Below are 14,826 nucleotides of genomic sequence, written 5' to 3'. Positions count from 1 at the left end.
GCTTCATGCTTCGCCGGATTAATCTCACCTTCAGCCATATGCTGGTTACGCTTTTAGCCATTTTATCCAGTCTGGCGTTGATGCTGCTCGTCGCCCAGACGATCGCCTGGCGCCTTAGCGAAGCGAAAGTGGAAGCGTTCAGCACAACCGTGCTTGAGCGTAGCGTTTACCTGTTGCGCCAGGCGCAGGGCATCGCGCAGCAGAACGCCCGCAACGGCAGTACGCCGCCGTGCAGCGAAGCCGATCTCAGTCGTCTGCGTTCCCTGCTGTGGAATTACCAGTTGATAAAAGATGTGGGCCGGGTGAATCAACAGGGCCTCATTTGCTCTGTTTTATGGGGACAAGTCACTCCGCCATTACCGCTTATGCAAAAAGGGGAGCCGACAAAACAGCTGGCCGGCGCCACGTTTTTGCATTTGCCCGTTGCGAACGGCGTTGAAGCCACGGCGCTGCGCCGTCACGGGCTTATCGTTTTTCTCTCCCCCTTCGCGTTTTCACGCTTTGAAAGCGATCCCGACACCGCGTTATTCAGCGCGCTGGCCATGAATAAAGCGGGCAATGAACGCTATTTTTCCGTCGGCAGAGGCGCAGATGAATTAAGCCGGGCGCTTAACGGGCAAAGCCGCTGGAATTACATCATCAAAAAAAGCTGCAGCCCGCATTATGATCTCTGCGCCATCGCCGGCGCCCATGCCGCCGGTTTTTTTAACGAGTCGCCCATTATCATTGGCTTTATGCTGTTTATGTCGGTCTTTACCGGCACCCTTATTTCACTGTGCTGGCATTTCTGGCGCAGTAAGAAAACGTCACTCTCCGCCAGGTTACAGCGCGCGCTGGCGCAAGGTCGGCTGAGCCTGGTGTACCAGCCGGTTTTTGAAATACAAAGCGGCACGATGAGCGGCGTGGAAGCGCTGCTGCGCTGGGAAGATGACGATATGGGCGCGATATCGCCCGAGGTGTTTATCCCGCTGGCGGAAGAAACCGGGCTGATGCGCCAGATAACCGAGTATGTTACCGCCAGGGCACTCAGCGAGATGGGCGAGCTTATGCAGCGCCACCCTTTTACGCTAAGTATCAACATAAGCCTGATGGACCTGTTGGCCGACGACTACTTGCATTTTCTGCGCGAACATGCCCGCCTGCAGGGCGTAACGCCTGGGCGGGTAATTCTGGAAATAACCGAACGCCAGGGCGGGAATCTGGAGAATATGTCCTGCGCTATCGCCCGCTTTAAACGCGCGGGTTTTCTTATCGCGCTGGATGACTTCGGCACAGGGTATTCGACTATTTCCTGGCTCTCGCAGCTGGATGTCGATGAGATAAAAATTGATAAAAGCCTTAGCGACTCTATTACCACCCACTCGCTGAATAAAACCCTGCTGATTAATTTGATCTTGCTGCTTAAATCGATGCCACAGAAAGTGGTCTTCGAGGGGCTCGAAGAAGCGGAACAGGTTAATTATTTACGTTCACATTTCCCTCAAAGCTACGGCCAGGGCTGGTGGTATTCCCGGCCGCTCGATAAAACCTCGCTGCAACAATTTCTTGCGCCTGGCAAATAAAAACAGCAGCCTGAAAGGCTGCTGTTGTTTTCCACGCTACAGGATTTACTTACGGTCCTTATCGTGGCTATGTTGCCCCCCTTTCTTGCCCGCTTCGGAAGCGCGCTCAGGGTCGTTTTTAAAGTTGCCGCCGCTGCGCTGGCCGCCCTTGCGGCCCGCTTCAGAAGCTTTCTCGCGGTCTTCGGCAAAGTTGCCGGAACCGCCACGATGTTCTGCCATATCCTACCTCCGGAAACCCGATTTTGTTACCTGGACAGATGACGCATCGATGAAGTCAATAAAGCTTTATTAACCGTCAGGCTGAAGCGTGAAATAAAAGCGCTCGCCGCCGCTCCTTTTTATTGCCGTCCTGCGCCGCTTGCTATAAATAAGAGAGAAACCCTCCTGATTTATTCCGTTACCGTTTTGAATGGCATACCCGGCTTGCAAAAATAATGTTTGCCCATAGCCAAAGCGTTATTTTCGCCAGCCATTCCACGATAATACAGTTCGCTCAGGTAAGCCAAACGTGTCAGGTCATTTTCTTACGCTCATTTCGCCATCTCTTTTATTTTGAGAGCTATTTTCTTTTGCCCGTTACGGGAATATTGCAAACCTCAGTCGCGCTGCGTATCGTAAACAGCACAATAATCAGTCAGCAACGGGCGGAAAAAATAATGGCAGACAACGGCGTGGCGGTGCATGAACAACTGGTGGCGTTGCTAAAAGATAACGAAGCGCGTTATCGGGTAATGGAACATGAGCCAATGGGCAAATGCGAAGCGGTTTCACTGCTTCGCGGCACCGCCCTGGGCCAGGGCGCTAAGGCGCTGGTTTGCAAGATCAAGGGCAACGGCGTGAAGCAGCACGTGCTGGCGATTCTGGCAGCGGACCAGCAGGCGGACCTGACCTTGCTGGCGCAACATATCGGCGGGCTGAAAGCCTCCCTCGCAAGCCCCGCGGAGGTCGATGCGCTAACGGGCTGCGTCTTCGGCGCCATTCCGCCCTTCAGCTTCCACCCAAGCCTGAAGCTGGTCGCCGACCCGCTCATTTTCGAGCGGTTTGATGAAATCGCCTTTAACGCCGGTCTGCTGGAAAAATCCATTGTGATGGATACCGCCGACTACCTGCATATCGCCCGCCCGGAGCTGGTGGAATTTCGCCGCAGCTAATCGCTTAACGCTGCGACGCGAATCGATAAAAACCACCGCTGCGGCTTTTCTGTTTTTCTCTTAAACGAGGTTCAGCAAGGAGCTGGTATGTTTGACAGCACGCTGCTGATTTTGCTGGCGCTGGCGGCGCTCGGCTTTATCAGCCATAACACCACGGTTGCGATTTCCGTTCTGGTGTTGATAGTCATCCGCATGACGCCGCTGCAGCAGGCGTTTCCATGGATTGAAAAACAGGGGCTCACCCTGGGCATTATCATTCTCACCGTCGCCGTGCTGGCCCCTATCGCCAGCGGCACGTTACCCGCCTCCACGCTGTTTCACTCTTTCCTGAACTGGAAGTCGCTGGTGGCTATCGCGGTGGGGATTTTTGTCTCCTGGCTTGGCGGGCGCGGCGTCACGCTGATGAGCGGCCAGCCCACCATTGTGGCGGGCCTGCTGGTGGGCACCGTATTAGGCGTGGCCCTGTTCCGGGGGGTGCCGGTCGGGCCACTCATCGCTGCGGGGTTAGTCTCTTTACTGATTGGTCGCCAGTGAACGGCGCGAAAAGCGTCGTGAAACCAGCAGGCCGAGCGCGCTGCACAGCAGGTAATAGACCACGCCGGTAAAGATAAACAGCGCCGCCGGGTAGACCTGCACGCGGTTATTAACCTGCCCGGCGACGGTGGTAAGCTCCGGCACGTTGACGATAAAAGCGAGCGACGTGTCTTTCAGCAGCGCGATAAGCAGCCCGATATACGACGGCAATACGTTGCGCAGCCCCTGCGGCAGCAAAATAAACCGCAGCATTTGCCCGCTGCTGAAGCCACCCGCCAGCGCCGCTTCGCGCTGGCCTTTCGGCAAGGCCTGCAGCCCGGCAAGCGTGGTATGCATCACTGAAGCGGAAGTAAACCAGGCCAGCGCCAGCGTTACCGTCACCGCCCCCGGCATCTCTCCCCCCGTCAGCATCGGCAGCAGAAACCAGAGCCAGAAGATAACGAAGATGAGCGGAATGCCGCGGATTAACTCTGCCCACAGGAACAAGCCTCGCCGCACCGCGCCGCCGTAGCGCCAGGCCAGACAGGCAAGCGCGATGCCGCCGGGAAAGGCCAGTAGCGCCGCGCCGCAGGTCATCAGCAGCGTCAGCAGCACGCCGCCCGGCTCCCCTTGCGCCATCCGGCCCCACAGCAGGTAGTCCAGGTTATCGGCAATTACCGTAATGTTTTCTATCATGCCGCCCCCCCTTGTCTACGGTCGCCGCCTGACGGGCCAAACCAGGCAAAAAGCCAGCCCATCGCCAGCCCGAGCAGCAGGTAGAGCGCCGTGCCGATGGCGAACGCTTCCAGCGCGTGGGCGTTGTAGCTTTCAATCTGCCGCACCTGGTAAGTGAGCTCGGCAAAGCCGATGCCGGTCGCCAGCGAAGAGAGCTTCATCAGGTTGAGGTATTGCCCCACCACCGGCTGCCAGGCGTTGCGCAGTCCCTGCGCCAGCAAAATCCAGCGAAAAATCGCCAGCTCGCTAAACCCCTGCGAGCGCGCCGCTTCAACCTGCCCTTTTGCGACAGCCTGAAGCCCTGCGCGGATCTCCTCTACCAGAAAAGCCGCGCTAAAGAGCCCCAGCGCCCAGGCCGTGCAGAGAAACTCCGGCGTAAACCACCAGACATCGCCGGGCAAAATGCTCCACGCATGCTCATCGTTAACCACCCCGCGAAACGCCTGCGGAAGAAAATTCCAGGCGGCGAAATACCAGAACAGCAGTTGCACCAGCAGCGGCGTATTGCGAAACAGCGAGACCCATGCCGCCACCAGCCCGCGTCCTGCCGGCCCGCCGGCCAGTCGCAGCGCCAGCAACAGCACGGTAAGCAGGGTGGCGAGCAGCATGCCCGCAAGCGTTACCCAGAGGGTGGTAAGAAAACCGGAAATAAGCCACTGCAGCGGCTGCCCGCTCAGCACGCCATGCCAGTCAAGGTGCAGATTCATGCGAGGTCCTTACGCTCCAGGTGCAGCGGGTCGAGCACTTTTTGCAGGAAGCGCTGCGCGCGAGGATGCGCGGGAGCGGTGAAAAACTGCTGCGGCGGCGCCTGCTCCAGGATCTCCCCGCCATCGATAAACACCACCCGGTCGGCGATTTCCCGCGCAAACTGCATCTCGTGCGTTACCACAATCATGGTGATGCCGCTGTGGGCCAGCGTTTTCATCACAAAGAGCACTTCGCCTATCATCTCCGGGTCGAGCGCTGAAGTCGGCTCGTCGAAGAGAATAATTTGCGGCTCGCTGGCGAGCGCCCGCGCGATGGCCACGCGCTGTTGCTGTCCGCCGGAGAGCTGGGCGGGCAACTCGTCGGCTTTATCCTGCAAACCTACCTGCGCCAGCAGGCCAAGCGCCCTCTCTGTCGCTGCCTGCGGCTTCCAGCCGTGGACATGGGTTAACGCCAGCGTGACGTTCTCCAGCGCCGTCAAATGCGCGTAAAGGTTGAACTGCTGAAAAACAAAGCCGACGCGGCTTCGCAGCGCGCGCAGCGCCCGGCCGCTCAATCCGCGCGTGGGTTTGCCGTCGATATAAATCTCCCCTTCGCTCAGCGGCTCAAGCTGATTGATAAGCCGGATGAGGGTCGATTTACCGGAGCCGGAAGGGCCAAGTATAGCCACCACTTCGCCCGGGTTAACCCTGAGGTTGATGCCGTTCAGCACCCGGTTGTCGCCGTATCGTTTAGTCGCGTCGCGAAACTCAACGCTTGCCTGCTGCAAATGCGAAAAATCCGCGGCTCGGGCCGCGGACTGAGAAAAAAACGCCATATTACTTCGCTTCTATTTTGAAATTACGCGGTTGCGGCGTTTTGGTCGCAGGGCCGAACCAGGTATCGTAAATCTTCGCCGCTTCGCCGCTCTGTTCAAGCTTCACCAGCTCGTCATTCACCGCTTTCAGCAGCGCCGGCTCGCCTTTTTTCACCCCTACGCCGATATCCTCTTTGCTGAGCAAATCCGGCAGGATTTTAAACTGCGCCTTGTCCGGCGCTTGCGCCAGCAGCCCCGCCAGAATGGTGCTGTCCTGGGTGATGGCCTGCACGTTGCCGTTGCGCAGCGCCGTCAGCGCCAGCGGGATGTCGTCATAAGAAAGGACGCGCGACTGCGGGAAGCGCTGATGCAACGCCTGCTCGCCCGTGGTTCCCTTCACGGCGCCGATGCGCGCTTTGCTGTAAGCATCAAGCTTATCGGGCGACTGCGCCGGCACCAGGAACTGCTGACCGGTCACAAAATAGGGCGTAGAGAAATCGACCACCTGCGCGCGTTCCGGGGTAATGGTGATATCCGCGACGATGAGATCCGCTTTGCCGGATTGCAGCAGCGGGATACGGTTCGCCGGGTTGGTGGCCACCAGCTCCAGCTTCACACCAAGGCTTTTCGCCAGCGCGTTCGCGAAATCGACATCGTAACCAACGATATTATGGGTTTTGGGGTCAATCGAGCCAAACGGCGGGTTGGCGTCAAAGGTCGCCACTTTTACCACGCCCGCTTTTTTAATATCGGCGAGCTGGTCGGCCTGCGCTGCGCCGGTGAAGCCCGCCAGCGCCAGCAGGGCCAGCGCCACGATCTTTTTCTGTGTGTTAAGTACGGCTGCCATAGGTTTTCCTTGATATCCCTGTAGTTATTACGTCCTCTCTACGTTCCCACAGCGCGCTCCATCCTGGAAATTCCTTAATCGGCAATAGATATGCGCAAATGTTATTAAGCACAACGGCTTAAAAGGAAACGCTTATGACAGGGCGCAAAGCAGCATAACCCACTGCCAGCCGGAGAAAATTTACCCGGCAGGCAGCCGTTTTTTATGAAGAAGAGGACGGCGTCTGCGTGTCGCGCAGGTAACGCCCCGGCGTCTGGCCCAGCGCTTTTTTAAACATCGTGATAAACGCGGTGGTGGAGTCATAGCCCAACGCCTGCGCCACCTGAGTGACCTGTTGACCATTAATCAGCAACCGCAGCGCGACGATGAGCTGCAGTTGCTGGCGCCAGCGGCGAAAGTTTAACCCGGTCTCTTTCACCACCAGACGGGCCAGATTACGCTCGCTCATGGCGAACTGCGCCGCCCAGGCGGCAAGCGTGCGCCGGTCGTCCGGCCGCGCCGCCAGCGCTTCGACCATGACGCGAATTTTAGGGTGTCGGGAAACCGGCAACTGGAGTTGCTCAACCGGCTGGCGGGGAAGCTCATCGAATAGCACCTGCACCAACCGCGCGGTCTCCCCGGTATCGCACGGTGCTTTACGACGCTCTGCGAGCGTCAGGATAAGCTCGCGCACCAGCGGGGAGACTTTCAGGGTGCAGCAGGTTTCAGGCAGCTTAACCGCGCCCGGTTCGATAAACAAAAAGCAGAGCCGGGCCTGCGCCGTAGCCCGGTTGCTGTGGGCAAGGCCGCCGGGCAGCCAAACCGCGTACTGCGGCGGCACCATCCAGACGCCCTGCTCCACTTCGCAGGCGATGCCGCCGTGCAGCGCCAGGATAAGCTGCCCTTTGCGGTGCTGGTGAAAGGGGATCTCTTGCTCGCTTTCGCCCACGCGTATGCGAAACGCCACCGCCGGGTCGTGGTGGAGGTCCGGGTTATACCCCTCGAGTGCTAATCCCTGTTCCATTGCAGTTGTCCGAATTTAGCGATTTTCTGGCATTTTAGCTTGATTCCATTCAGGCGAAGAAGCGCTATGCTCTGCATCACGTTTTTTTGCTGAGAAAGCCTGATGACTTCCACGACGCTTGCCCGTCCCCGCGCCCTGCTTTTGCTGGCGGGCATTTTGACTCTCGCCACCACGCTTCGCGTGACGTTTACCGGCGCGGCGCCGCTGCTGGACGCCATTCGCGACACGTTTACGCTCTCTACCGCCAGCACGGGCGTGCTGACCACGCTGCCGCTGCTCGCCTTCGCCGTGGTTTCGCCGCTGGCGGCGGGCGTGGCGCGCCGCTTTGGCATGGAGCGCAGTTTATTTGGCGCGATGCTGCTGATTTGCGCCGGCATCGCGCTGCGCTCAACGGGCGGCGCGGCCGGGTTATTCCTTGGCACCGCCGTCATCGGCTGCGGCATTGCGCTCGGCAACGTCCTGCTGCCAGGCATGATCAAGCGCGATTTTCCAGGCCAGGTGGCACGCCTCACCGGCGCCTATTCTCTGACGATGGGCGCGGCGGCGGCGCTGGGTTCGGCGCTGGTGGTGCCAGTTGCCGCGCTCGGTTTTGGCTGGCGCGGCGCGTTACTGGCGCTGATGGTCTTTCCGCTGCTGGCGATGCTGCTGTGGCTGCCGCAGCTGCGGCAAAAAAGCGCCTCGACGGTGCGCGGCCCGGCGCCGCGTGAACAGCGCGCGCTCTGGCGCTCGCCGCTCGCCTGGCAGGTAACGCTCTTTCTTGGCCTTAACTCGCTTATTTATTACGTGGTGATAGGGTGGCTGCCCAGCATGCTGATTAGCCAGGGCTACAGCGAGGCGCAGGCTGGTTCGCTGCACGGCGTGTTACAGCTGGCGACGGCGGCGCCCGGTATCGCGGTGCCGATTATCCTCTCGCGTTTGCGAGATCAGCGAGTCCTCGCCGTTGGCGTATCGCTGCTTTGCGCGGTAAGCGCGCTGGGGCTGTGGTTAACGCCGGGTCACGCCAGCCTGTGGGTTGTGCTGTTCGGGTTTGGCTCCGGCGCGACCATGATCCTGGGCCTGACGTTCATTGGCCTGCGCGCCAGTTCTGCTCATCAGGCGGCAGCGCTTTCGGGTATGGCGCAATCGGTGGGCTATCTGCTGGCGGCGGGCGGCCCGCCGGTTATGGGGAAACTGCATGATTTACTGGCAAGCTGGAGCCTGCCGCTTATCCTCTGCGCGCTGCTGTCGATAATCATGGCGACCTTCGGCGCGTTAGCCGGACGCGACAGAGAGATTCACGTCGGCTAACCGAGCCAGGGGCGCGCCCCTGGCTTTACCGGCTTAACGCTGGGCGGCGCGTAAAAAGGCCTGCACCAGCGGCGCGGGGCGTCCGGCCAACGCCGCGCGCTCATGCTGAAACAGCGTGGCGACGAAGAATGGGTGCGTCACCAGCTCAACCGCGCGAATCTCCCCTTCGCTGTCCCAGCCAGTGACCTTCAGCGACTGCTGTTCGAGCGCCCCGGCAAACAGCGGCGCAATGCCGTAGTTACAGTGGTAGCCCTCTTCTATTTCCAGTCTGCCGTAAGCTTTCGCGATGAGCGTATTGGGGCGAAGCTCAATGGCGTCGTTTTTTTCCACCAGCGAGCAGGTTAGCGGCGCGATCACCAGCCGCCCTTCGCTGTGCGTTTCCGCATGGGCGGCGTCGTCCCAGCCCATGACGTTGCGAGCGTACTCGATAATGGCGTGCTGAAAACCGCCGCAGGTGCCAAGGAACGGCACGCTGTTTTCGCGGGCGTAGCGGATAGCGTGAAAGGCCCCCTCTTCGTTCTTATAAGGGCTTGCTGGCACCACCCAGATGGCGTCATAGCCAACCAGGTCTTCCTGGCTTGCGACATCCGGCGTGGCGAGCCAGTCGTAGTCGGCGTTCACCTCCAGCACTGCGGCGGCGTCGTCTATCGCCAGCGGGATAGCCTGATGCGCCAGCACGTCGGGGTTATAGTCGCCAACCAGAGCGATACGCAGAGTGGATTTCAGGGGAGAGCTTTCCATGAGGAGTTCCTTATGCAGAGATCGGTGATGCACAACATAAGGAACCTCAGCATACAGATCTGCGCGCAAGCTAACAACACCAAAAAATAGCAGGGTTATCAGGCAGATTGCCGTTTGTACCCGGGCGATGGCGGGGAGTAACATGGCGTGATGAACACGACAATGCTGATAAGCGCCTGCCTGATGGGGTTTCGCGTCCGCTATCACGGTCTCGATAAACCGGTTGTTCCCAACACGCGTTCGCGCTGGCAGCGGGGAAAAGCGAAATGATCGCCACAAAACGAGTGTATGAAGCGCCGGACCCGCAGGACGGCTACCGCGTGCTGGTAGACCGCCTCTGGCCGCGGGGCGTGAAGAAAGCGGCGCTGAAGTGCGACGAATGGTGCAAAGCGATAGCCCCTTCCGACGAACTGCGCAAAGCGTTCCACGCCGAAGCCATCGATTTTTCCGCTTTCAGCGAAGCGTATCGCCGCGAGCTTGAGGCGTCGCCAGAGGCGGCCCGGCGGCTTGCCGCCCTCTCCCGTACGCAGAGGCTGACATTGCTTTATGCCGCGCGGGACACAACGCAAAATCACGCCCAGGTGCTGGCGGATTTTTTACGCGAACTGGCTTAGTCGCTGCGACAAAAGAATTAGCCTCACGCCGGGCTGGCGCTGCCATACTGAGAAAGGTTCGATGGAGGAGAAAGAGATGGCGGCGCGTTGGTGGCAAACCGGACTGGTGGTCTTGGGCGGACTCGTCTGCCTGAATTTATTGCAGAATGGCGTTTCAGCGGGGCTGTTTTTCCTGCTGGCGATGGGACTGATTTTTCCGCTGGCGGTCTCGATACGTCTGCACCAGCTCACCGAATCAGGGCTGGTGCTGATCCCGCTTGAATATCTGGGCAGCCAGAGCGCACAGGACGGATCCCGCCAGGCGCGGTTTCGCCGCAGCCTGACTAACCCCTGTTTTTTCAGCCCCGACCGGGCCAGGCAGTTTTTCGCCAGCGCGCTGGGCGTGCGGCTCGCGCTTCAGGTGGGCATTATGGCGATGTTGCTGGTGCAGTCGCGCATGCTGACGCCGCCGCTCGCGCTGCTGAGCGTGGGGCTGGGCGCTGGCTGGCTGCTGTATGGCATGGCGCGCTCCTGCGTCAGTCTGCATGCGGTGCTGAACCGCAGCTGGAGCGTGGAGCAACTGGTTTCCGATAGCCAGAGCGAATGGTATCGCGCCTACCTCTGGTGGCAGAACGCGCGCACGCCAGCGCTGGATACGCTGCTCGGCCTTAGCTGAGGGAAAGCGTCTCTTCTTTCGCCGGGGAAAAATCGCCCTCCAGCGGCATTAAATGTTCGGCGCGCACAAAGGCAAAGCCGTGCTGCCGGTCAAACGCCACCACATCGCCTGTCACCAGCCACAGCGCCCGCCCGCCCTGTTGCGGCATCTGGGTTGTTACGCCATTTACGGGATTGATAAAGCGCTCGCCCGGCTGGCACAGCGCAAAAAGCTCAACGGATTTACCGATATTCACCCGCCCGGCGGCGGTGCGCGCGCCAATAATCATGGCAAGCGAGCCCGGTTTTAACTGGAACATTGCTTCACTCACAAGAACAGAAAAAGAACGCGACGATCAGAACATTCCTAAAGGCTCTTGTAAATAATGCGTGCGCCGCAGGCCGCACTTTTTTATCGCCTGGCGATAAAATTCACTATTTCTCCATTTTTGCAGGGGGATGCTGTTTTACGCTCAACGGGTTCTGTCGTTGAACCACAGGACGCCATTCTCAAATTTATTGAGTTAATGTTGCCCCGCGCACCCTGCGGGGCATTTTTTTGCAAGCCGCGGAAAGCAACGTTGAGCTTTCAGGTTTTATCCCAGCCCAGTCGCTCACGGATGACGCGCCGGTATGGCGTTTCAAGCTGCGCCGGAACCTGCTCGATATAGGCGCGGGCGTGCTCCCGCACTTCGCCCTGCAGGCTGTCAAGGTACGCGACAGCCTGTTCCGCCGTCGGGATCTGTCCTTCGTTGTGCCCCACCCGCGGCGGCAGCGCCGTCCAGATAAGCGCGTCGATATTGCGCTCGCGCGCCCAGCTGGCAAGCTCTCCTGTAGCTTCGTGATGAATAAGCAGCAGACCGGTGCCATCTTTTCGCTCCGGCGGAATGCCCTCCCTTTCTCGTAGCGCAAGCGTGGCCTCCTCCTGAGAATTCAACGCAAGCTGCGCCCAGAAAACCGGCACCCGCGGCGCATTCAGGCAGATAGCGGTGGCCAGTTCGCCGCCGTCGCTCATGCGCGAGAACTCCACCGGCAACAGCGGTCCATCCTGCCGCCACGCTCCCGCTACCGGCAGCGGGCCCGGCTTCCAGATAAGCGACCCCCACCCCAGACAAGCAATATTCATCGGTACCGCTCCTTACGACAAAACATTAGCGTTCTCTCTATTTATAGCCACCAGGGCGAAGCGCAGAGTAAGAAATAAAAAAACAGGCGACGGCGCGCGCTTTAAAAAAGAGGTTGCATTCCCATCTTTACCTTTGCGATGCGCGCGTTTATAGTGCATTCCCGCTGTATATAAACCCAGTACCAGAGGTTCCCTTAATGTTTGTTGAACTTGTCTATGACAAACGTAACGTTGCCGGTCTGCCCGGCGCCCAGGAGATTATCCTGAACGAGCTGACCCGCCGCGTTCACCGCATTTTTCCTGACGCAGACGTGCGCGTAAAGCCGATGCAGACTAACGGCCTGAACTCCGACGCCAGCAAAAATGACCGCGAAAAGCTCAACCGCATGCTGGAAGAGATGTTCGAGGAAGCGGATATGTGGCTGGTGAGCGAGTAATCTGCGCGCTTCGGCTTCTCTTCGCTGATAATCCAGGGCGGGCCTCGCTTTGTTCCCGCCTTTGCGGTTTGCCTCTGTTGATTCGCTTCCTGCGATTTCTGTTTCCCCTGCTGATCTGTTTATCGCGCGGCTAAAAACGTGCGCGGCAAGGCTATTCCTGCCCTTATGGGTTGCAGGTGTTTGTTCTTTAATGGCATAAAAGCGCCTCCTTTAGGTAAACAGAACAAGGACGCAGAAGAATGAGAAAGACAACGCTGATTTTGATTGTGGTGGCGGCTATCGCCTGGGCGGGCGTGGGGCTCGGCTGGTGGTAACGCCAGCCTGCCATTTATAGTGGGCAGACAATCACCAGCCGGGCGCTATACTCCAGAGACAAACAAAAAAGACCCCGTGTATTCTCCCGGCCTGGCCGGGTTTTTTTTAGCTGTTGTTGGCTAAGCGTTACGCCTTTTCAAGCGCAGCCTGAATGGCATCGGCCAGTGGCGCTATCTCTTTGGCGACCGACTGCAAATCATATTCGGTTCGCGCGCCGGAGATGCCGTTTCCTGCGCCTACCGAAGCTTTAGCGATCTCCAGCGCCGCCGCGACAGCCAGCTGCCGTTTTCTTTGTTCATCGGTGGCTCGCTCGCCGTAATAGTTTTCCAGCATCGTTTTCTCCCGCAGTCTGAAATCCCCAGGCATTAACTTACAACGTCTCGATAAGCGCAAACCTTTCAAAAACCAACTCCATGGCAGGCGCAAACGTCCCTTCACGCTCAAAGAACGCCCGGTGCGCATCCTGCCAGTAACGCAGGCTTAAATCGCCCTCGCCTTCCTGTTGCGCCAGCTCAGCCGTAACATCGCAAAAGCGGATAAGCTGCATAGCGACCGTACGAATTACGCATGCCGGCTGCCGCGCGCCATTGAGCACAATGTGATAGCTCCCCACCCACGGACGAAGTTGCTCCCGTTCAAAGGCAGCCAGCGAGCAGCAGGTCGCTTTTTTCTTACCTGAGATTACCAGCGCTGCCAGCTCATCGGCCATGGTGGCGCCGTCGCCAAACGACCACCAGAAAGCGTGAGGGTATTTCTGGCGCAGCGCGTCCTCTGTCATCATTCTTGTCATTCCCTTTGTCTGAACAAAGCGTACAGCGCCCCATTAAACCGCAGGCTGGTTGATTATTCACCTACGAAATATAAGGGCGTGAGCTATCGGGTACAGGCTCTCGACGTCACCCGCGCGTCCATGGGGCTTAACCGGGTCGCTGTTAGGGCACAAAAAACATAGGGGCATAAAAAGGTTTACAACGGAAATGAGAATGATTATATTTTGCGTATCGAGTAGTTGAGTGTTTCACTCAGGTATTCGATACGACATTGCTCACATTGCTTCCAGTATTTCTGGCCCGCCTCGTTATCTGTGCGGGCTTTTTTTTATCTGTTTTCTAAAAGGTTGTTCTGTAGCGTTACCATTAAAAAAATGAATTCGGCCGCGCTTGTTTTACCCTTATTAATAACAGGGATAAATAATCACCGGAGAAATTTAAGGCGCAACGGTAAATCGCACTTTCGTCTGAATAAGCGGTCTAATAAAACGCAATTCGCCGTAGCGCATAGCCGTAAGAAACACTGACCTTTCCTGACAAATTTATCCGTAACCGGTTGCAAGATATTTAAGTTGGGTAATTAAGAGATTACGCTCGCAAAATTGCATGTACGACACGGCAAATAACAACCTAACGTAAATTAACCGACTTTTAGCCTATCTAATTACCTCAAACTCAGCCAGACTAAGAGTTCTGGAATACTTCCTGTATTCCTCCTGACTAAGGTCTCTATGAAATATTTCAATACTGAAACGGTATGCGCCATGACAGGCGTATTGCCGACTACGCTTAAAAACTGGAAGCGGGCAGGTTTAATCACGCGCGCAGAAGATCTTAAGCGCGGATATAGCTGGAGCCAGTACATCAGAATTAACCATATCCTTGTCCTGACTTCTCGCGGCGATACCTTACGCGAAATTTATAATCTGATTTATGCCCCTCGCCGTTATCACCACAGCGGCTGGAGCTACCGGCAGGAAGAGTTGCTGATGTTACTCAGCTGTGCTGATGATGTCGCGCTGGATAAATATTTACGGCAAATGATGCGGGATTACAGCAGCGAGGATTGCGTAAATTATTTATTGAAACCGCTCAACGTTCTGCTGCATGAAGAGCATTGTCCCGGCAACGCGTTAAGAAAAGCCTTATTTCAACGCGTTATCATGCAGCAGGCGCTGCGCGACATAAAGGCAATTGGCAGACAAAAAGCGGCCCCGCTTTTTCTGGAGGCCATTAGCGTCAACGATGAAAACGAAATCTGGCTGGAAGCCATCCGGCTGACGGGGCTCGGCTTCCGGGTTGAAATATCGCCTCAGCCGGGCGCCATGCCTGCTGTCGCGACCCGTCGTTATGAGCATCATTTTATGTGGTGCGGCGCCGGGATTAGCAAAACGATGAAGCGTTATTTTCAGCAACGTCTTGAAGAAGGCGAACCCATTATGCTTTGCGGCCCCGATAAATCCGTACATGCGTAAAAAACGGGTTATTGCGATACATCGAATGAAAACCGCCTTTGGGCGGTTTCGTTTTTTGCAACCCGCCATTTCTTGTAATGCCCGTTTGCTGGACGCGCCTGCGCAAAAAACGTAAC

General features: G+C 57.6%; 20 protein-coding genes. 9 read left to right on the top strand and 11 right to left on the bottom strand.

Going from position 1 to position 14,826, the window contains the following annotated elements; genetic code table 11:
* The first annotated feature begins 5 nt into the window (after nucleotides 1-5).
* Entirely contained in the window at nucleotides 6-1,562 is a 1,557-nt protein-coding gene (locus tag ACU4F7_RS08960) for an EAL domain-containing protein (RefSeq protein WP_481638464.1), read from the top strand.
* Nucleotides 1,563-1,607: 45 nt separating this feature from the next.
* Here the strand turns inward: ACU4F7_RS08960 and ACU4F7_RS08955 are convergent, their stop codons facing one another.
* Complete coding sequence (locus ACU4F7_RS08955) at nucleotides 1,608-1,781, bottom strand: con-10 family general stress protein (protein ID WP_024551796.1); 174 nt, start codon at nucleotides 1,779-1,781, stop codon at nucleotides 1,608-1,610.
* A gap of 437 nt (nucleotides 1,782-2,218) precedes the next feature.
* Between ACU4F7_RS08955 and ACU4F7_RS08950 the strand changes: the two genes are divergently transcribed.
* Together ACU4F7_RS08950 and ACU4F7_RS08945 are read left to right on the top strand one after the other, a co-directional pair.
* Complete coding sequence (locus tag ACU4F7_RS08950) at nucleotides 2,219-2,713, top strand: YbaK/prolyl-tRNA synthetase associated domain-containing protein (RefSeq protein WP_481638463.1); 495 nt, start codon at nucleotides 2,219-2,221, stop codon at nucleotides 2,711-2,713.
* 87 nt (nucleotides 2,714-2,800) lie between these two features.
* The gene (locus tag ACU4F7_RS08945) at nucleotides 2,801-3,247 is read left to right on the top strand and encodes a DUF441 domain-containing protein (RefSeq protein ID WP_029592587.1); all 447 of its coding nucleotides are present in this window, start codon (nucleotides 2,801-2,803) and stop codon (nucleotides 3,245-3,247) included.
* Here ACU4F7_RS08945 and ACU4F7_RS08940 read toward each other — a convergent pair.
* From ACU4F7_RS08940 to ACU4F7_RS08920, 5 genes are all read right to left on the bottom strand, one after another.
* The gene (locus ACU4F7_RS08940; RefSeq protein ID WP_481638462.1) at nucleotides 3,227-3,922 is read right to left on the bottom strand and encodes an amino acid ABC transporter permease; all 696 of its coding nucleotides are present in this window, start codon (nucleotides 3,920-3,922) and stop codon (nucleotides 3,227-3,229) included. The genes ACU4F7_RS08945 and ACU4F7_RS08940 overlap by 21 nt on opposite strands.
* Complete coding sequence (locus tag ACU4F7_RS08935; protein ID WP_029592585.1) at nucleotides 3,919-4,668, bottom strand: amino acid ABC transporter permease; 750 nt, start codon at nucleotides 4,666-4,668, stop codon at nucleotides 3,919-3,921. Before ACU4F7_RS08935 ends, ACU4F7_RS08940 begins: the two co-directional genes overlap by 4 nt.
* Nucleotides 4,665-5,483 carry an amino acid ABC transporter ATP-binding protein gene (locus tag ACU4F7_RS08930; protein WP_029592583.1) on the bottom strand — a complete coding sequence of 273 codons (819 nt, stop codon included), beginning with the start codon at nucleotides 5,481-5,483 and terminating at the stop codon, nucleotides 4,665-4,667. Before ACU4F7_RS08930 ends, ACU4F7_RS08935 begins: the two co-directional genes overlap by 4 nt.
* A gap of 1 nt (nucleotide 5,484) precedes the next feature.
* Nucleotides 5,485-6,309 carry an ABC transporter substrate-binding protein gene (locus ACU4F7_RS08925; protein ID WP_029592582.1) on the bottom strand — a complete coding sequence of 275 codons (825 nt, stop codon included), beginning with the start codon at nucleotides 6,307-6,309 and terminating at the stop codon, nucleotides 5,485-5,487.
* Nucleotides 6,310-6,511: 202 nt separating this feature from the next.
* Complete coding sequence (locus tag ACU4F7_RS08920; RefSeq protein WP_481638461.1) at nucleotides 6,512-7,312, bottom strand: AraC family transcriptional regulator; 801 nt, start codon at nucleotides 7,310-7,312, stop codon at nucleotides 6,512-6,514.
* A 102-nt stretch (nucleotides 7,313-7,414) separates the two neighbouring features.
* Between ACU4F7_RS08920 and ACU4F7_RS08915 the strand changes: the two genes are divergently transcribed.
* Nucleotides 7,415-8,599 (top strand): CynX/NimT family MFS transporter, encoded by a 1,185-nt coding sequence (locus ACU4F7_RS08915; protein WP_481638460.1) that lies wholly within the window; start codon nucleotides 7,415-7,417, stop codon nucleotides 8,597-8,599.
* A gap of 33 nt (nucleotides 8,600-8,632) precedes the next feature.
* Here ACU4F7_RS08915 and ACU4F7_RS08910 read toward each other — a convergent pair whose 3' ends face one another.
* Nucleotides 8,633-9,340: a CTP synthase C-terminal region-related (seleno)protein gene (locus tag ACU4F7_RS08910; protein WP_481638459.1), complete on the bottom strand. Its 708-nt coding sequence runs from the start codon at nucleotides 9,338-9,340 to the stop codon at nucleotides 8,633-8,635.
* Between the two features lie 147 nt (nucleotides 9,341-9,487).
* Here ACU4F7_RS08910 and ACU4F7_RS08905 point away from each other — a divergent pair, with 147 nt between their 5' ends.
* The 3 genes from ACU4F7_RS08905 to ACU4F7_RS08895 all read left to right on the top strand — a co-directional run bounded on the left by ACU4F7_RS08905 (nucleotide 9,488) and on the right by ACU4F7_RS08895 (nucleotide 10,609).
* On the top strand, nucleotides 9,488-9,610 hold the full coding sequence (locus ACU4F7_RS08905; RefSeq protein ID WP_481638458.1) for a hypothetical protein: 123 nt from the start codon (nucleotides 9,488-9,490) through the stop codon (nucleotides 9,608-9,610).
* Nucleotides 9,607-9,954, top strand: coding sequence for a DUF488 domain-containing protein (locus ACU4F7_RS08900; RefSeq protein WP_481638457.1), 348 nt, complete (start codon nucleotides 9,607-9,609; stop codon nucleotides 9,952-9,954). Before ACU4F7_RS08905 ends, ACU4F7_RS08900 begins: the two co-directional genes overlap by 4 nt.
* A gap of 76 nt (nucleotides 9,955-10,030) precedes the next feature.
* The gene (locus ACU4F7_RS08895; RefSeq protein WP_029592574.1) at nucleotides 10,031-10,609 is read left to right on the top strand and encodes a hypothetical protein; all 579 of its coding nucleotides are present in this window, start codon (nucleotides 10,031-10,033) and stop codon (nucleotides 10,607-10,609) included.
* Here ACU4F7_RS08895 and ACU4F7_RS08890 read toward each other — a convergent pair.
* Together ACU4F7_RS08890 and ACU4F7_RS08885 are read right to left on the bottom strand one after the other, a co-directional pair.
* A complete protein-coding gene (locus ACU4F7_RS08890) occupies nucleotides 10,602-10,907 on the bottom strand; it encodes a hypothetical protein (protein ID WP_024558021.1) in 306 nt (101 codons plus the stop codon). The genes ACU4F7_RS08895 and ACU4F7_RS08890 overlap by 8 nt on opposite strands.
* Before the next feature lie 269 nt (nucleotides 10,908-11,176).
* On the bottom strand, nucleotides 11,177-11,713 hold the full coding sequence (locus ACU4F7_RS08885) for a hypothetical protein (protein WP_029592573.1): 537 nt from the start codon (nucleotides 11,711-11,713) through the stop codon (nucleotides 11,177-11,179).
* Nucleotides 11,714-11,910: 197 nt separating this feature from the next.
* Between ACU4F7_RS08885 and ACU4F7_RS08880 the strand changes: the two genes are divergently transcribed.
* Nucleotides 11,911-12,150 carry a DinI family protein gene (locus ACU4F7_RS08880; protein WP_024551786.1) on the top strand — a complete coding sequence of 80 codons (240 nt, stop codon included), beginning with the start codon at nucleotides 11,911-11,913 and terminating at the stop codon, nucleotides 12,148-12,150.
* A 441-nt stretch (nucleotides 12,151-12,591) separates the two neighbouring features.
* On the opposite strand, the gene ACU4F7_RS08875 is transcribed toward ACU4F7_RS08880, so the two are convergent.
* Nucleotides 12,592-12,798 (bottom strand): hypothetical protein, encoded by a 207-nt coding sequence (locus ACU4F7_RS08875; RefSeq protein WP_029592571.1) that lies wholly within the window; start codon nucleotides 12,796-12,798, stop codon nucleotides 12,592-12,594.
* A 37-nt stretch (nucleotides 12,799-12,835) separates the two neighbouring features.
* Nucleotides 12,836-13,246, bottom strand: a complete 411-nt coding sequence (locus ACU4F7_RS08870; RefSeq protein WP_481638456.1) for an ASCH domain-containing protein — start codon at nucleotides 13,244-13,246, stop codon at nucleotides 12,836-12,838.
* Between the two features lie 753 nt (nucleotides 13,247-13,999).
* Between ACU4F7_RS08870 and ACU4F7_RS08865 the strand changes: the two genes are divergently transcribed.
* A complete protein-coding gene (locus ACU4F7_RS08865; protein WP_481638455.1) occupies nucleotides 14,000-14,710 on the top strand; it encodes a MerR family transcriptional regulator in 711 nt (236 codons plus the stop codon).
* The last annotated feature ends 116 nt before the right edge of the window (nucleotides 14,711-14,826 follow it).

The organism is Franconibacter pulveris (assembly GCF_056780215.1).
Note: the sequence above shows the minus strand (reverse complement) of the source record. Positions and strands in the feature narration are given on the sequence as shown.

Bases quoted from the DNA above. Each gene is read 5' to 3' on its own strand.
- ACU4F7_RS08945 (WP_029592587.1), top strand. From the start codon at position 2,801: ATGTTTGACAGCACGCTGCTGATTTTGCTGGCGCTGGCGGCGCTCGGC.
- ACU4F7_RS08895 (WP_029592574.1), top strand. From the start codon at position 10,031: ATGGCGGCGCGTTGGTGGCAAACCGGACTGGTGGTCTTGGGCGGACTC.
- ACU4F7_RS08900 (WP_481638457.1), top strand. From the start codon at position 9,607: ATGATCGCCACAAAACGAGTGTATGAAGCGCCGGACCCGCAGGACGGC.
- ACU4F7_RS08930 (WP_029592583.1), bottom strand. From the start codon at position 5,483: ATGGCGTTTTTTTCTCAGTCCGCGGCCCGAGCCGCGGATTTTTCGCAT.
- ACU4F7_RS08910 (WP_481638459.1), bottom strand. From the start codon at position 9,340: ATGGAAAGCTCTCCCCTGAAATCCACTCTGCGTATCGCTCTGGTTGGC.
- ACU4F7_RS08915 (WP_481638460.1), top strand. From the start codon at position 7,415: ATGACTTCCACGACGCTTGCCCGTCCCCGCGCCCTGCTTTTGCTGGCG.
- ACU4F7_RS08885 (WP_029592573.1), bottom strand. From the start codon at position 11,713: ATGAATATTGCTTGTCTGGGGTGGGGGTCGCTTATCTGGAAGCCGGGC.
- ACU4F7_RS08870 (WP_481638456.1), bottom strand. From the start codon at position 13,246: ATGATGACAGAGGACGCGCTGCGCCAGAAATACCCTCACGCTTTCTGG.
- ACU4F7_RS08865 (WP_481638455.1), top strand. From the start codon at position 14,000: ATGACAGGCGTATTGCCGACTACGCTTAAAAACTGGAAGCGGGCAGGT.
- ACU4F7_RS08955 (WP_024551796.1), bottom strand. From the start codon at position 1,781: ATGGCAGAACATCGTGGCGGTTCCGGCAACTTTGCCGAAGACCGCGAG.
- ACU4F7_RS08920 (WP_481638461.1), bottom strand. From the start codon at position 7,312: ATGGAACAGGGATTAGCACTCGAGGGGTATAACCCGGACCTCCACCAC.
- ACU4F7_RS08935 (WP_029592585.1), bottom strand. From the start codon at position 4,668: ATGAATCTGCACCTTGACTGGCATGGCGTGCTGAGCGGGCAGCCGCTG.
- ACU4F7_RS08925 (WP_029592582.1), bottom strand. From the start codon at position 6,309: ATGGCAGCCGTACTTAACACACAGAAAAAGATCGTGGCGCTGGCCCTG.
- ACU4F7_RS08880 (WP_024551786.1), top strand. From the start codon at position 11,911: ATGTTTGTTGAACTTGTCTATGACAAACGTAACGTTGCCGGTCTGCCC.
- ACU4F7_RS08890 (WP_024558021.1), bottom strand. From the start codon at position 10,907: ATGTTCCAGTTAAAACCGGGCTCGCTTGCCATGATTATTGGCGCGCGC.
- ACU4F7_RS08960 (WP_481638464.1), top strand. From the start codon at position 6: ATGCTTCGCCGGATTAATCTCACCTTCAGCCATATGCTGGTTACGCTT.
- ACU4F7_RS08875 (WP_029592571.1), bottom strand. From the start codon at position 12,798: ATGCTGGAAAACTATTACGGCGAGCGAGCCACCGATGAACAAAGAAAA.
- ACU4F7_RS08940 (WP_481638462.1), bottom strand. From the start codon at position 3,922: ATGATAGAAAACATTACGGTAATTGCCGATAACCTGGACTACCTGCTG.
- ACU4F7_RS08950 (WP_481638463.1), top strand. From the start codon at position 2,219: ATGGCAGACAACGGCGTGGCGGTGCATGAACAACTGGTGGCGTTGCTA.